The organism is Rhizobium sp. B230/85, assembly GCF_019355735.1.
GTDB classification, from domain to species: Bacteria; Pseudomonadota; Alphaproteobacteria; order Rhizobiales; family Rhizobiaceae; genus Rhizobium; species Rhizobium rhododendri.
This window is the reverse complement of sequence record NZ_CP072157.1, coordinates 1,244,620-1,259,311: the sequence shown is the minus strand read 5'-3', so window position 1 is coordinate 1,259,311 and position 14,692 is coordinate 1,244,620. Positions and strand designations below refer to the sequence as shown.

Annotated in this window: 12 protein-coding genes; 4 read left to right on the top strand and 8 right to left on the bottom strand. The window is 59.5% G+C overall.

Going from position 1 to position 14,692, the window contains the following annotated elements:
• Window positions 1-10 precede the first annotated feature (10 nt).
• Window positions 11-1,081: an ABC transporter ATP-binding protein gene (locus tag J5289_RS23795; RefSeq protein ID WP_142830933.1), complete on the top strand. Its 1,071-nt coding sequence runs from the start codon at window positions 11-13 to the stop codon at window positions 1,079-1,081.
• A gap of 46 nt (window positions 1,082-1,127) precedes the next feature.
• Here the strand turns inward: J5289_RS23795 and J5289_RS23790 are convergent, their stop codons facing one another.
• The 7 genes from J5289_RS23790 to J5289_RS23760 form a co-directional block, all read right to left on the bottom strand.
• A complete protein-coding gene (locus J5289_RS23790) occupies window positions 1,128-2,186 on the bottom strand; it encodes an ABC transporter ATP-binding protein (RefSeq protein ID WP_142830931.1) in 1,059 nt (352 codons plus the stop codon).
• A 5-nt stretch (window positions 2,187-2,191) separates the two neighbouring features.
• The gene (locus tag J5289_RS23785) at window positions 2,192-3,022 is read right to left on the bottom strand and encodes a carbohydrate ABC transporter permease (RefSeq protein ID WP_142830929.1); all 831 of its coding nucleotides are present in this window, start codon (window positions 3,020-3,022) and stop codon (window positions 2,192-2,194) included.
• Between the two features lie 4 nt (window positions 3,023-3,026).
• Window positions 3,027-3,962: a carbohydrate ABC transporter permease gene (locus J5289_RS23780; RefSeq protein WP_142830927.1), complete on the bottom strand. Its 936-nt coding sequence runs from the start codon at window positions 3,960-3,962 to the stop codon at window positions 3,027-3,029.
• Between the two features lie 93 nt (window positions 3,963-4,055).
• The gene (locus J5289_RS23775) at window positions 4,056-5,315 is read right to left on the bottom strand and encodes a sugar ABC transporter substrate-binding protein (RefSeq protein ID WP_143123138.1); all 1,260 of its coding nucleotides are present in this window, start codon (window positions 5,313-5,315) and stop codon (window positions 4,056-4,058) included.
• Window positions 5,316-5,355: 40 nt separating this feature from the next.
• The gene (locus J5289_RS23770) at window positions 5,356-6,522 is read right to left on the bottom strand and encodes a PLP-dependent transferase (RefSeq protein ID WP_143123139.1); all 1,167 of its coding nucleotides are present in this window, start codon (window positions 6,520-6,522) and stop codon (window positions 5,356-5,358) included.
• Window positions 6,519-7,214: a FadR/GntR family transcriptional regulator gene (locus J5289_RS23765; protein ID WP_143123140.1), complete on the bottom strand. Its 696-nt coding sequence runs from the start codon at window positions 7,212-7,214 to the stop codon at window positions 6,519-6,521. The genes J5289_RS23770 and J5289_RS23765 overlap by 4 nt, the downstream gene beginning before the upstream one ends.
• 184 nt (window positions 7,215-7,398) lie before the next feature.
• Window positions 7,399-8,991, bottom strand: coding sequence for an ABC transporter substrate-binding protein (locus tag J5289_RS23760; protein WP_209207128.1), 1,593 nt, complete (start codon window positions 8,989-8,991; stop codon window positions 7,399-7,401).
• 171 nt (window positions 8,992-9,162) lie between these two features.
• On the opposite strand from J5289_RS23760, the gene J5289_RS23755 reads away from it, so the two are divergent.
• The 3 genes from J5289_RS23755 (at window position 9,163) to J5289_RS23745 (ending at window position 13,797) form a co-directional block, all read left to right on the top strand.
• The gene (locus J5289_RS23755; protein ID WP_142830917.1) at window positions 9,163-9,819 is read left to right on the top strand and encodes a TetR/AcrR family transcriptional regulator; all 657 of its coding nucleotides are present in this window, start codon (window positions 9,163-9,165) and stop codon (window positions 9,817-9,819) included.
• Window positions 9,820-9,937: 118 nt separating this feature from the next.
• Window positions 9,938-12,352, top strand: coding sequence for an FAD-dependent oxidoreductase (locus tag J5289_RS23750; RefSeq protein WP_209207129.1), 2,415 nt, complete (start codon window positions 9,938-9,940; stop codon window positions 12,350-12,352).
• A 56-nt stretch (window positions 12,353-12,408) separates the two neighbouring features.
• Complete coding sequence (locus J5289_RS23745) at window positions 12,409-13,797, top strand: dipeptidase (protein ID WP_209207130.1); 1,389 nt, start codon at window positions 12,409-12,411, stop codon at window positions 13,795-13,797.
• Window positions 13,798-13,835: 38 nt separating this feature from the next.
• Here J5289_RS23745 and J5289_RS23740 read toward each other — a convergent pair whose 3' ends face one another.
• Window positions 13,836-14,603, bottom strand: coding sequence for a transporter substrate-binding domain-containing protein (locus J5289_RS23740; RefSeq protein ID WP_374108314.1), 768 nt, complete (start codon window positions 14,601-14,603; stop codon window positions 13,836-13,838).
• Window positions 14,604-14,692: the final 89 nt, after the last annotated feature.

The window sequence follows — 14,692 nt, the reverse complement described above, 5'->3', positions numbered from 1 at the left end:
CATCCAAAGCATGGCATCCGTCGAACTTCAGAACCTCCGCAAATCCTATGGTGCGCTCGATGTCATTCATGACATCTCGCTCTCGATCAGCGACGGGGAATTCATCGCTCTGGTCGGTCCATCCGGTTGTGGCAAGTCGACATTGCTGAGGATGATCGCCGGGCTGGAGGAGGTTACCGGCGGCGATGTGCTGATCGGTGGCGACATCGTCAACGCGCTGACGCCCCGCGAGCGCAACATTGCCATGGTGTTCCAGTCATACGCGCTCTATCCGCACATGACAGTGGCGCAGAACATGGCATTCAATCTCAAATTGTCAGGGCAGCCGAAGACTGTGATCGACCAGCGCGTCAACGAGGCGGCACGGATGCTGGATCTGACCGCGCTTCTTGAGAGGAAACCGGCCCAGCTCTCCGGAGGCCAGCGCCAGCGGGTGGCCATGGGCAGGGCCGTCGTGCGAAATCCCTCCGTCTTCCTCTTCGACGAGCCCCTGTCCAATCTCGACGCCAAACTCCGTGTCCAGATGCGTGCCGAGATCAAGACGCTCCACCAGAAGGTCCAGACGACGTCCATCTACGTCACCCATGACCAGATCGAAGCCATGACGCTTGCCGACCGGATCGTCGTGCTTAACCAGGGCAGGATAGAGCAGCACGGCACGCCCCTGGAACTTTACCGAACCCCCGCCAACCTGTTCGTCGCGGGCTTTATTGGCTCGCCTGCCATGAATGTGCTCGACGGCGTGGTGGAGGGTCTGGCGGGCGAGCCAGTTGTCCGGCTGAAGGACGGGACTGCGCTGCGCATTGCCGCCGAGAGGCGGGTCACGTCGGGACAGGAGGTTACGATCGGCTTGCGTCCAGAGAACTTGAACCCGGCAGGAAAGGGATCACCACTCAGCGGTCGGACCCTGCTTGTTGAACCAACCGGTGCGCAGACACATGTGTTGTTCGAGATTGCCGGCCAACAAATGACAGCCGTTGTGGATGGCGAGTTCCCTGTCAGCTACGGCGCCGCGCTCAACGTCAACATCAACCCTGACCAGGTTTACGTCTTCGATCGCATCAGCGGGATCGCGCTTTAAGTCGTTGACACAGCAGCGCCTTCTCGGATTCCGGCATAACAGCCGATCAGGTCGCTCTGTTTCCTTCGCCGTCAAACACATGCAGATGCTGGGTCGGGAAGGCGACGGAGACTTTCGGGCCCATCGACATGGTTTCGCGATCGAGTGTGAAGATCTTGAATGGCAGGCCGTGCAGCTTCAGGTGGAGGATAATACCGAAACCGGTCGGCTCTATCAGGTCCACGTCGGCACTGATACCAGATCCATTCCGTGTCACGACCACGTGTTCCGGGCGGATGCCGAGCGTTGCCTTTTCGCCGGTCGTGACGATTGGTGTTGAGGCAAGCGGAACTGGAGTGCCATCCCCGAGGATCATCTGGTGCCCGTCGTAGCTGGCCTCGAGAAAATTCATGCCGGGAGAGCCGATAAAACCTGCGACGAAAAGATTGGCGGGGCGGTCATAGAGTTCGAGCGGGCTTCCGACCTGCTGGACAACGCCTCCATGCATGGCGACGATCCGGTCCGCCAGCGTCATCGCCTCGATCTGGTCATGGGTGACGTAAATCGAAGTCGCTTTCAGATCGGCATGCAGTTTCTTGATTTCGGCACGCATCTGTTCGCGCAGACGCGCATCGAGGTTGGAGAGCGGTTCGTCGAAGAGAAACGCCTTTGGCTCCCGCACGATTGCCCGACCCATGGCGACACGCTGCCTCTGTCCGCCGGACAGTGCCTTGGGGCGCCGCTCGAGGAGCGGATCGAGACCCAGCTTGGAAGACGCCAGCGACACCGCCGCGGCGATCTTCTCCTTGGCGATCTTCCGGATTTTCAGGCTGTAGCTCATGTTGCCGGCGACATTCATGTGCGGGTAGAGAGCATAGGACTGGAACACCATGGCGATGTCGCGGTCCTTCGGGTGCAATTCGTTGACCCGGCGACCGGCGATCCGGATTTCACCACCGGTGACGTCCTCGAGACCGGCGATCATGCGCAGCAGCGTGGACTTTCCGCATCCGGAGGGACCGACCAACACGATGAATTCGCCGTCCTCGATCTGCAGGTCTACGTCGTGCAGCACCTGCACATGGCCGTAGGCCTTCCTGACGTTCTGGATATCGATCGATGCCATGGTGACTATCCCTTGACCGCGCCGGCCGTCAGGCCCTGGACGAGGTAACGTTGAATGAGCAGGAAGAACAGCCCGGCCGGAATGAGTGCCATGACGCCCGCCGCCATCATCTGACCGAAATCGACCGAGAATTTGGAAACGAAGGTCAAGAGCCCCACCGGGAAGGTGGCCGCCTGGTTGCCGTTGATCAGCATCAGGGCAAAGAGCAGCTCGCTCCAGGCTGCGGTGAAAACGAAGCCGAGCGTTGCCGCAATGCCGGGCAAGGTCAGCGGCAGGATGATCTGCCGGAAGGCGATGAATTGCGTTGCGCCGTCGATCATCGCGGCTTCTTCTAGTTCCTTCGGAATGCCGTCGAAGAATGACTGCATCAGGAAGGTCGCGAAGGGCACGTTGAACGCCGTGTAGACAATCACCAGGCCGGTCAGGCTGTTTGTCAGGTGCAGAGGCGAGAGGATCTTGAAGATCGGCGCCACCAGCATGACCAGCGGAAACATCTGCGTCAGCAGCATGAGCGCCACGATCCAGTATTTGCCCCGAAAATCGAAGCGGGACAGCGCATAGCCGGCCAATGACGCGCAGATCGTCACGGCAATGGCGGTAGAGGCCGAGACGATCACGCTGTTTTTGAAGAACGTCGGAAAATCGCTGTGCTCCAGCACGAACGCGTAGTGCTCCCAGGTCGTGCGCGAAGGCCACATCCGCACCCCCTCGGTATAGAGGAGGTCGTTCGGCGTCAGCGAAACTTTCAACAGCCAGAACAGCGGAAACAGGGCGAATACGATGTAGACGAGGATAGCGAGCCGATGGGCGATGATGGGCAGGAAAGATCGTCTCATGGGCCTAGTCCTTGTTCAGCAATGTCTGCCGGAGCAGAATGATCACCATCGAATAGGCGAGCAACAGCACCAGCAGCACCAGCGCGATGGCCGACGCATAACCAAAATCCAGCCGCTTGAAGGCCTGGGTGAAGATGTAGCTGGCGACGATCTGCGTACGATCAGCAGGGCCACCGCCGGTCATGACGACGATGAGGTCAGCGAAATTGGAGACCCAGACCGTTCGCAGCAGGACGGTGATGGCGATGGTCGGTGCCAGGAATGGAAGCGTGATCGATTGGAACCGCTGGAACCAGCTGGCCCCATCGATGGAGGCCGCCTCGTAGAGATCGCGCGGGATTGCCTGCAGCGCGGCCAGAAGCGTGATCGCGAAAAACGGAATCCCCCACCAGACATTGGCAACGATCGGCCCCCACATCGCATAATGCGGGTTGGACAGGATGTTGTCGGGCTGATCCATCAGGCCGAGTGCGAACAGCCAATGCGGGATCGGTCCGATCACCGGATTGAAGAGCCAGGCCCAGTTGAGACCGGCCAGAAAGGAGGGCACGGCCCAGGGCAGGAACACCAGGGCCTGGACGAGGCCACGCCCCCAGAATGGCTTGTCCAGCAGCAGGGCAAGGATCAGCCCGAAGGCAAATTGCAGGACGACCGATGCGCCGGTCCACCACAGGGTGTTTCTCAGCGCGCCGTAAAAGGCTGCATCTTTGGAAAGATCGCGAAAGTGATCGAGGCCGATGAAGCCGCCGGAAAACGGTTTCAGCAGCTGGACATCCCGGAAGGCATAAGAGACGCCAATCACCAGCGGCACCAGCATGACGGCGACGATCAGGATCAGTGCCGGTGCACTGTAGAGATAGGGTTCCGAGGCATCGGCGAGCCGCTTTTTCCAGGGCCTGCGGTCTCGACGCCTGTCATCGGTATAGGCGGTCATGGTCATCGGCCAAAGGTCCGTTCAGGTTTGCAGCGGCAATGCGGCTAGCAACAGTGTGTGCGAAAACGGCGACGGATTGCTCCGTCGCCGCATCAAGCCCTATTTCTTGGAGAGAAATTTCTGCTGCGCCTTGGTCAGATAGTCGGCCCATTGATCGGCAAGATCCTTGGCGGAGATATCGCCCAGCAAAGCCTGCTGCGAGGTCTTGATGGCCAGCGAATCCTTGAAGAAGGCAAATTCCTCCAGATAGGTCGGCATGACAGTCGGCACCGTGTTCTTGTCGGCCAGTTCCTCGAACCAGCCCTTGAACTGGTCACCGGCATAGAACGGATCCTTCTCTGCCGATGTATAGGCCGGCAGCGCACCGATCTTCTTGTTCCATTCGAGGTTGCCTTCCTGGCCCTCGAGGGTGGCGATCAGCTTCCAGGACAGGTCCTTGTTCTGGGTTGTCGCAAACATCGACCAGCCAGCATAGCCGATCGTCGGGAAAGACTTGCCGGACGGTCCCTTCGGCAAGGGCGCGACGCCGAAATCGTCCTTGCTCATGCGCTCGGCAACGGCGATCAGTGCATCCGGATCCTGGTCGAGGAAGGCGCAGGTGCCCGAATAGAAGCCGGCTACGACCTCATTGAAGCCCCAGTTGACGCTATCCTTTGGCGCATATCCCTTCTTGTAGAGATCGACCATCCACTCGATGCCCTTGGCCCAGCCTTCGTCGTTCATGGTCGACGTGCCGTCCGGCTTGAAATACGTGTTGTCGCCCGCCATGGAGGCCGCAAAGATCATCCAGCCATTAAGGCCGCCGGGGCCGCCGCGCATGCAGTAGCCGTATTTTCCGGGGATCTTCGAGACCGCCGCGGAGGCTTTGACGAAATCGTCCATGGTCTTCGGTGGCTCGGAAATGCCGGCCTGTGCCAACAGCTTCTTGTTGTAGAACATCGCGCGCAGGTAGAAGCCGTAGGGTAGCATGTAGGCGGTGTTCTTGACGTCCCGGCCGAGTTCCAGCGCACGTGGCGTCAGTTCCTTGGTGTGCTCCCATTTCGCCAGATAGGGCTCGAGGCTTTCGAGCATACCGTTATTGCCATAGAGCGACAGCCAGGTATCCGGCATCTCCATGACATCGGGCGTATCGCCGGCCGAGACCATCGTTGCGAATTTCTGGAAGGCTTCGTTCCAGGGCAGCGAAATGATATCGACCTTTGTACCGGGGTTGGCCGCTTCGAACTTGCCAACGAGCGATTTGAGCGTCTCGGTACGCTCGGGGCTGGTGATGACTTCGACGAGCTTGAGTGTCGTATCGGCGAACGCGGTTCCCGCCATCATCGCGGTAAAGAGTGCCGCTGTTATCAGTCTTTTCATGCTATTCCCCCTTTTCGGTTTTTCTTCCTGTTGATGGTTCCTACGAGGCTGCAGCGATTGCTTCCTCGATATCTCTCCACAAGGCCTCGGTTCCTTCGAGACCGACATGCAGGCGGACGGACCGCGCGCTGATCCCGAAGGTGTGCGCGGAATTGGGCTGGGCCTTCTGCTGCAGGACGACTTGGCCGGGCACGATGAGGCTCTCGTGGCCACCCCAGCTCACGCCCAGCTTGAAAAGCCTGAGATGGTCGGAGAAGGCCCGGATATCGACGCCCTCGCGGAAAATGAAAGAGAACAGGCCGGACGTGCCGTTGAGGCCTGCCGGCAATCGGTTGGCAAGGCCGGGATGGCAGACCTCCTCGACGACGTCGAGGTTCTGCAGCCGTCTGGCGATCGTCATGGCTGCGGCTTCGTGCGCCTTCATGCGCAGCGGTAATGTGCGCATGCCGCGGATGAGCAACCAGGCATCGAAAGGCGAAAGCTTGCCGCCGAGATAGGGGTAGGCCTCGGCCTTTATCCTTGCGATCAGCGCCTTCGAGCCCGCGACAACGCCAGCGACGACATCGCTATGGCCGCCGAGATATTTGGAGGCGGAATGAATGACCAGATCGACGCCCAGCGTCAGCGGCTGCTGGAAAAAGGGGCTGGCCCAGCTGTTGTCGATCATCGAAACGACACCGTGCTGCCTGGCGAGCGTTGCAAGGGCGCCGACGTCGTGGGCTTCCATCACCCAGCTGGTCGGGCTTTCCATGTAGAATACCTTGGCGCCCGGAAGCGCCTTTGCGACGGCCTCCTCGTCGCGACCATCGACATAGGTCACCTCGACCTTCATGCGCTTGAGGATCGTGCCGAACAGGCGAAAGGCATCGGGGTAGATATGCTTGACGGCGACGATCCGGTCGCCCGGTTCGACGAATGTGAGCACGGCTGACGAGATCGCCGACATGCCGCTGGCAAATCCGAGCGCATCCTCGGCCGCCTCGAGCTTGGCCAGCATCTCCTCGAACATCCGGACCGTCGGGTTCAGGCCGCGGGTGTAGATGGGCCGGACCTTTTCGCCGCGATAGGAGGCGATCATATCGTCGTAATCGGAGAAGGTGAAAAGCGATGTCTGGAAGATCGGAGGCACCACCGCTTCGGCATAATTGCCTTCGTCATGAGCGGTAATCAGTGATGCGAGATCGAATGGCCCGAGCTCTGCGGTCATTTTGACATTTCCTTGATGTCTTCCTCGACGACGTCGAGAATCTTCAATGTTTCGAGGCGCGCTGCCTCCGGATCCTGTGCCACGATCGCGTTGAACAGGGTGCGGTGGAACGGAAACGACCGACGCGCAAAGTCTTCCCGGTCGAAAGGATGGGTCCAGAAGCGCTCGAAGGTGCCACGCATCTGCTCCAGCAACTGCTTGAATAGTGGATTGTGGGTGGCGTCATAGACGGCGAGGTGAAACGCCAGGTCTTCGGGGCCGGAGGCGCCCTTGGCGATGTGGACGCGCTCCATCTCGTCGAGCTTTTCCTCGATGATCGCAAGATCTTCCGGAGTGCGCTTCCTGGCAGCCACCATCCCAGCTTCGCATTCGATACCGCGCCGAACCTCGAGTGTCTGCAACAGGACGTCGCGCAAATGCGTGGTGTCCATTGACAGCGGCATATGGATCGTTGCCTTGGAAACCGGCTTCAGCAGGTAGGTGCCACTCCCCTTGCGCGTCTCTACGACCCCAAGCGCCTGGAAGTGGGTCATGACCTCGCGAATGGTCGAGCGACCGACGGACAAGGCACCCATCATCTCGCGCTCGGTCGGCAGTTGGTCGCCGGATTGGAGGTTGGTTTTCTCTATGAAATCGGACAACGCATCGATGACCTGGCGCGTCCGATCCTGAGTAGGCAATGGTGTCAGCAAACGTTCGTTCCCTCGTTGCGGATAGATTGGTCTGACATCTGCTATCAGGTCAATCTTTTTTTCGTGCGACCCGCGGAAAGCCACAGCAATAGAAATTCGTCGTCCGCTGAGAGGCGAACGCGGAAGTATTGCGGGATGAACGGTCGGCGCGATAATCGATCAGACAACGATCACGCCGATTGCCTCAGCTCTCCAGCCAGACGCGTGATGCGATGTATCCGTTGCTGAGATCGTTGCCGACGTCCGGTACGAAGCCCTTCAGGGCGGGGCTCGACGCATTCAGGTAGTTGTTGAACACGGGAATGATCGAACCCGACTCGTCGCGCACGAGGAGTGCCATATCACGGTACATCTCCTTGCGCTTCGCTTCGTCTGCTTCGGCCCGTGCGGCCAGCAGCAGCGTGTCGAATTTCGCATTGTCGAACTTCGACTCGTTGCTTGCTGATTTCGAATAGAATTCGAGCGAATAGATCAGGTCCTGCGTCAGGCGCGTTCCGAAAAACGAGACGCAGAAAGGCTTGTTGCGCCAGACGCCGCTCCAGTAGCCGTCCGTCGGAACGCGGTTGACGGCGACCTTGATGCCGGCCTTCGCCGCGCCATCCCGCAGGATGACCGCCATATCGACGCCGCCCTGCATGACGTCGGCAGCATAGATTGGAACGGCCCCGTCGAAACCGGATTTCTTGTAGTGGAAGGCAGCCTTCTCCGGATCGAATTCACGCTGCGGAATGTCGCCGGGAAACATGTCGAAGGCAGCATTCACAGGAAAGTCGTTGCCGAGCGTCCCGTATCCACCAAGGACCTGCTTCAGCAGAAATTTGCGATCGATGGCGTATTTCAAGGCAAGGCGAAGATCGACGTTGTCGAACGGTTTCTGGTCGACCAGCATGGGCATCGTATAGTGGCTGCGCCCGGGCGTGTTGTGAATGGTGATATTCTTCATTCGCCCCAGCAGTGGGATTGTATTGGGGTTGATTGCATTGATGAAATGAACCTGCCCCGAGGCCAGAGCGGCCGTTCGCGCCGATACGTCGGCAATCGCCAGGATCTCGACACTGTCGACCCAGCCACGGTTGGGATGCCAGTCGTCCTTGTTCTTCTCAAGCAGGATTTGGACGCCGGGATTGTTGCGGACGATCTTGAAGGGACCGGTGCCGATACCGGCATTGGGATCGCCCCTGCCACCGTTCGGCTGGATGACGAGGTTGTAGACGCTGAAGATCAGCGGCAGGTCGCGGTTTTGCTCGGTCAGCGTCACGACGACATTCTCGCCCGAAGCCTCTACGGACTTGATGCTGGCGAGGTAGCCGAGCGCGCCTGATTTGGAGGCTTTGTCGCTGTGGCGGCGCAGCGTCTCGACGACGTCCTCGACTTTCAGCGCATCGCCATTATGAAAGCGCACGTTCTTCCGGATCTTGAACGACCAGGTCGTTCCGCCATCGGTCGTCTCCCATGATTCAGCCAGAGCCGGAACCGCCTTGCCGGTCGTCGGGTCGGTCTCGACCAGGGTATCGCCCCAGCTGCGGGCCAGCACAAATTGCAGGGCGCTGATGTAGCTTGCGGGGTCGAGTGCATCGGTCGACGCGCCGCCGTTCATGGCGATCTTCAGATGGCCGCCGCTCTTGGGTGTTGCAGCCTGTGCAAATGCGCCGCTGCCCGTAAACATCAATGTGGCGCCTGCGAGCGAACCCTGCAAGACGGTACGCCTAGTCACGCCTTCGGCAGACTGAACCGTCGAAAGGGGGTCCCGGTTCTCATTTCCAAACTTCGACGTCATTCGGCATCCCCTTTTCGATAAAGTGCACAACGGACGGATCATCTCTAGACGAGCAGCTTCCATAGACACTAATGTCCATTATAACGGCTCGTCAATCCTGCATTTCGCCAGAACTTTATCCGGCGCATGGGCTATTTGATAATGAGCGAAGATGAAACTACGGGTGCAGGCATGAGTAGCAGCAACACCAGGGTAAAGGCCGATGCCCCAGAGAGGGTTGGCCGCACGACGAAGGAGGAATGGCTCGACCTGTCCATCCAGGCGCTGATCAGCGACGGGATAGATCGTGTCAAGGTTCAGATCATTGCCAAGACACTCGGCGTGTCCCGCTCGAGCTTCTATTTCTTCTTCAAGAACACCAAGGACCTTCACGCCCAGATGCTCGATTTGTGGCTCCGCAAGAACACGGGCCCCATCATCGAGCGTGCCATGCGACCGGCAGACACGATAACGCAGGCAATCCTCAACGTCTTCGAATGCTGGGTGGACGCCAGCCTTTTCGACTTCCAGCTCGATATGGCGGTGCGGTTTTGGGCTAAGCGTTCCTCGTCCGTGAACGCCGTGGTGGTACAGGCAGACGATCAGCGCGTAGACGCTTTACAGAAGATGTTCATTCGCCACGGCTACCCCGCCAAGGAAGCTCTTGTAAGGGCACGGGTCCTCTATTTCACGCAGATCGGTCACTATGCGCTCGATGTACCGGAGAGCATGAAGGTCAGGTTTACCTATGTGGAATCCTACGTCCTGGCGTTCAGCGGACAGCATGTGACGGAGGATGAGATGGAGGCCTTCAGGCGGTTCGCTCGTCGCTTTCACCCGGACGTCTGAGCAGCCGAGCGGCTAGGCAGAGAGAAATTCAAGCCTTGAAATTCATAGACATTAGTGTCCATTATTGGCAGGTTGGAAATAGAGAACGTTGCCCGCCAACATGGAAAGGACCGGACCCATGCAAAGCCATTACCGAGTTGCCATTATCGGTGGCGGGGTTGTCGGCGCCTCTGTGGCCTATCATCTGGCGAAGCTCGGCTGGACGGATGTGGCGCTCTTCGAGCGGAACGTACTGACGGCGGGATCGAGCTGGCATGCGGCGGGTGGCTTTCACGCCCTCAATGCCGATCCCAATATCGCTGCGCTGCAATCCTACACGATCGACCTTCTGTCGGAGATAGAGGCTGAATCGGGCCAGAATATCGGCATGCACATGACCGGCGGCATTTCCATTGCGTCCGCTCCCGAACGCTGGGAATGGCTGCAATCCACTTACCGCGTCTTCCAGACCATGGGCATATCCGACGTCCACCTCGTCGGCCCCGAAGAGATCAAGAAGCTTTGCCCGATCGTCAGTATCGAAGGCGTGCTGGGTGGCCTGTATGCCGGGCGCGAGGGGCATATCGACCCGTCGGGCGTTGTGCATGCCTATGCACGCAGCGCCAAAAAACGCGGCGCCACGATCATCGAGCACAACCGGGTGCTGGAACTGACGCAACGTCCCGACAAATCCTGGAACGTCGTCACGGAAAAAGGAACCGTGATCGCCGAGCATGTGGTGAATGCAGGCGGTCTCTGGGCCAAGCAGATCGGCCGCATGGCCGGCATCGACCTGCCGGTGACGCCGATGGAGCATCACTATCTGGTCACGGAGTCTATCCCGGAAATTGCGGCTCTCGACCACGAACTGCCGATGATCGTCGATCTCGAAGGCTTCACCTACATGCGACAGGAGCAGAAAGGCCTGCTACTGGGGATATACGAGACCGACTACCGGCACTGGAACATGGACGGCGCGCCATGGGATTTCGGCATTGCGCTTATTCAGGAGGATACGGACCGCATTGCCAGCGAGCTGACACTCGGCTTCGAGCGTTTCCCGTGCCTGCAGACGGCAGGCATCAAGCGATGGGTCAACGGCGCCTTCACCTTTTCTCCGGACGGCAACCCGCTTGTCGGGCCGGTGCGCGGCGTGCCGAACTACTGGGTTGCCTGCGGTGTGATGGCGGGCTTCCTGCAGGGCGGCGGCGTCGGCAAGTCGCTGGCCGAGTGGATGGTGCACGGCGAGCCCGAGGCGGACATCTTCGGTATGGATATCGCCCGGTACGGCGATTTCGCCTCCAACCGCGAATATATTCGCCAGACGACAGGACAGTTCTACTCGCGCCGCTTCGTCATGAGCTACCCGAACGAGCAATTGCCGGCCGGAAGACCGTTGCGCACGCCACCCGCGTTCGACGCGATGACTGCGGCCGGCGCCCGCTGGGGCAGCAGCTGGGGCCTTGAAATCCCGCTTTATTTCGCCGACCCCGACTTCGTCGAAAAACCAAGCCTCAAGCGCTCCAACGCAGATGCCATCATCGGCGCCGAAGTCGCTGCCGTCCGCCAGAAAGCGGGGCTCCTGGATACGTCTGCTTTCTCGCGCTACCGGGTATCGGGTCCGGGCGCGCAGGGCTGGCTCGACAGGACCTTCGCATGTCGCCTGCCCAAACCGGGGCAGGCAAGGCTTGCACCGATGCTCTCGGACAGCGGCAAGCTGAAGGGCGACCTGACGCTGTTCAACTGGGGCGATGGCAGCTGGTGGATCATGGGCTCCTATTACCTCAGGCACTGGCACATGCGCTGGTTCGAGAGCCATCTTTCCTGCGACGTTACCGTAGATGACATCTCGGACGACTTCACCGGTTTCGCGCTATCCGGTCCCGCCTCCCGGGAGATCCTGCAAAGTCTCACCCATCAAAATATAGCGCGCTCCGCGCTGCCTTTCATGGGCTGCGATACAATCGATATCGGCCTTATTCGGGCCCGGGTGGCAAGGCTCTCGATTACCGGCGAACTGGGCTACGAGATCAACTGCCGGGCCTTCGAACACGCCACGCTCCGCCGCATCCTGCTGGACGCTGGCAAAGATGCCGGCCTTCGCGAGATCGGCTATGGCGCGACAAATGCCCTGCGTCTGGAGAAAAGCTTCGGCATCTGGTCGCGCGAATTTACCCAGGCCTACACGCCTTCAATGACCGGGCTGGAGCGCTTCATAGCGTTCGACAAGGGTGATTTCGTCGGCCGGGAGGCGGCGCTGGCGGAGCGTAACGCCGGTGGAGCTGCCAGGGTGCTCGTCACGCTCGAAGTCGACGCGACCGATGCCGATGCCAGCGGCTACGAACCGGTCTGGAAGGAAGACAGCCTGATCGGCTACATCACCTCCGGCGGCTACGTCCATACACTTGGAAAGAGCATCGCCCTTGCCCTCGTCGATCGGCAGTTTGCAGCCGAAGGCATGAAGCTTGTGGTCCACGTCGTCGGGCAGCCCCGCGCGGCGCGGATCATTCCCAACTCGCCTTACGATCCAGCCGGGCGCGCGATGCGCAGCTGATGCACACACCCCGGCTAACGAGCGAATGACAGGCATATGTGAAGGTGGAGCAAAAAATGATGGACTGGTCGTCCTACCTCGATCAAGAGCAGTCTCGTTTTATCGACGAACTCACGGAGTTCGTGCGCATTCCGTCCGTTTCGGCCAAGCCGGAAAACACGAGCGATGTCTATCGCGCCGCCGAATGGGTCGTCTCCCGCCTCAAGGCGGCAGGTGTCGAAAAGGCCGAGGTGATGCCGACCAAAGGGCACCCCGTCGTCTATGGCGAATGGCTGGATGCGGGTCCGGGAAAGCCGACAGTATTGATCTACGGTCATTTCGACGTACAGCCTGCCGAACCGCTGGATCTCTGGGACAACCCTCCCTTCGAGCCGACGCTGAGAGACGGCAAGCTTTGGGGACGTGGCGTATCCGACGACAAGGGTGGCATGCTGACCCCGATCCTCGCGGTCGAAGCCATGCTGAAGACCACCAACACCCTGCCAGTGAATGTGAAATTCCTGTTCGAAGGCGAGGAAGAGGTCGGCTCGGCTTCGCTGCGGGCATTCATCGCGGAGAACGCTGCGCGTCTTGAGGCCGACATGGCGTTTTCGGCCGACGGCCTGCAATGGGCACCGGACCAGCCGCAGATCATGCAGGCGATGAAGGGAACGCTGGCTTTTGAAATTAAGGTCACCGGGCCGAAGGCAGACCAGCACTCCGGCTTGCACGGCGGCGGGATAGCCAACCCGGCCATGGCACTGGCGCAGATCCTGTCAACGATGAAATCACCGGATGGGCTGGTGACGGTCGAAGGTTTCTACGATGACGTCGTTCCCCTGACGCAGGAAATGCGGAACGCCATAGCCTTGTTGCCCTACGACGAGCATGACTATCTCGACGCAACGGGCGCCCCTTCGACCCACGGGGAGCCCGGCTACTCCGTGCTGGAGCGCATCGGTGCACGGCCTATGCTGGATGTGAATGGCCTGACATCCGGCTGGCAGGGCGAAGGCGCAAAGACCGTCCTGCCTGCCTCAGCCAGTGCCAAGCTCACCTGCCGGATCGTTCATGCACAATCGTCGGAGAAACTTACGGAGGCGATCCGCAAGCATGTCGAAGCCCATTGCCCGCCGGGGGTTGCCGTGGAGTTCTCCGCGACCGAGCGGGAAGCCCGCGCTTTCAGCATTCCGGACATCCACCCTGCAAGCGGACTAGCAAGGGAGGTGCTCGAGGAAGTCTATGGTAAGGCCCCCTACCGTATCTGGGCCGGTGGCTCGATCCCGGCATTCTCGCCATTTGTCGATATTCTGGGGCTACATGCGGTCATGCTCGGCTTTTCCCACGGCGACGAGAACCTGCATGCCCCTAATGAATTCTTCCGCCTCGACGTTTTTCGCCGAGGCCAGCAAGTCTATGGGCGGCTTTTTGAGAAAGCCCAGAACTGGACCCGATCTTCTTCGTAAAACAGGCAAACGTGGGGGCGAACTTGCATCGCCTTTGCCTACATGGCGGCGTCAAGTTTCTGCTTCCATGCTCCGCTCGCCAGTTCCTTGTTTACAAAAGCATCGACAGCCGCCTTCAACTCAGGATCTTTGCGCAACAAATAGGCGTTTTGAAAGTGCGTGAAAGGCTCCTTGACTGCCGCCGGGCAAAGGACGCCGCTGTGTAATTTCGATTGCAGGTCGGCTTCAATTCCGTCCGTTACCATGACATCGGCCTTGCCGGCAGCAATCTCATCGAAAATCATTTTGTTGTCGGGAAGAACGTCAATCGCGGCTTTGGTAAAGTGCTCATGGGCGAATTTGTCATTGGTGCCGCCGGCATTGACGATCACCCTCACCGAAGGCTGGTCGATGGCTTCGATCGTCGTGTATTTGTCCTTGTCGGCGCAACGAGCGATGGGTCGCTTGCCGTCGCTGACGTTTGGCAATGAAAAGTCGCCCACCTCGGCGCGTGCCGGATTGACGGTAATGCCGCCCACGGCAACGTCGAACTGGCCCGCCTTGAAGTCGTCCAGCATGGTTTTCCAGGTGGTAGTCACGAATTCCACCTTGACGCCGAGGCTTGCCGCCAGGTCCTTTGCCATGTTAATATCGGCACCGACCAGCGCGCCATCCGCACCCTTGTAGCTGAACGGCTTATAGTCGCCCGTCGTACCTACCTTGAGCACACCAGCCTGCCTGATGGCAGCCAATGCACCATCCTGCGCATGGCAAACAGGCGCCGCCGCCATCAGGCCGACAAAAGCCATCGCAATCGAAAACTTCATAAAATATCTCTTCCCATCAATTTTGGTGCTCGAGCAAAGAGGTCGGCACCTGATGACGGATAACGATGCAAGATTCATTCCAATCAATG

Coding starts and splice junctions, on each gene's coding strand:
- J5289_RS23795 (WP_142830933.1), top strand. CDS start 11: ATGGCATCCGTCGAACTTCAGAACCTCCGCAAATCCTATGGTGCGCTC.
- J5289_RS23790 (WP_142830931.1), bottom strand. CDS start 2,186: ATGGCATCGATCGATATCCAGAACGTCAGGAAGGCCTACGGCCATGTG.
- J5289_RS23785 (WP_142830929.1), bottom strand. CDS start 3,022: ATGAGACGATCTTTCCTGCCCATCATCGCCCATCGGCTCGCTATCCTC.
- J5289_RS23780 (WP_142830927.1), bottom strand. CDS start 3,962: ATGACCATGACCGCCTATACCGATGACAGGCGTCGAGACCGCAGGCCC.
- J5289_RS23775 (WP_143123138.1), bottom strand. CDS start 5,315: ATGAAAAGACTGATAACAGCGGCACTCTTTACCGCGATGATGGCGGGA.
- J5289_RS23770 (WP_143123139.1), bottom strand. CDS start 6,522: ATGACCGCAGAGCTCGGGCCATTCGATCTCGCATCACTGATTACCGCT.
- J5289_RS23760 (WP_209207128.1), bottom strand. CDS start 8,991: ATGACGTCGAAGTTTGGAAATGAGAACCGGGACCCCCTTTCGACGGTT.
- J5289_RS23755 (WP_142830917.1), top strand. CDS start 9,163: ATGAGTAGCAGCAACACCAGGGTAAAGGCCGATGCCCCAGAGAGGGTT.
- J5289_RS23750 (WP_209207129.1), top strand. CDS start 9,938: ATGCAAAGCCATTACCGAGTTGCCATTATCGGTGGCGGGGTTGTCGGC.
- J5289_RS23745 (WP_209207130.1), top strand. CDS start 12,409: ATGATGGACTGGTCGTCCTACCTCGATCAAGAGCAGTCTCGTTTTATC.
- J5289_RS23740 (WP_374108314.1), bottom strand. CDS start 14,603: ATGAAGTTTTCGATTGCGATGGCTTTTGTCGGCCTGATGGCGGCGGCG.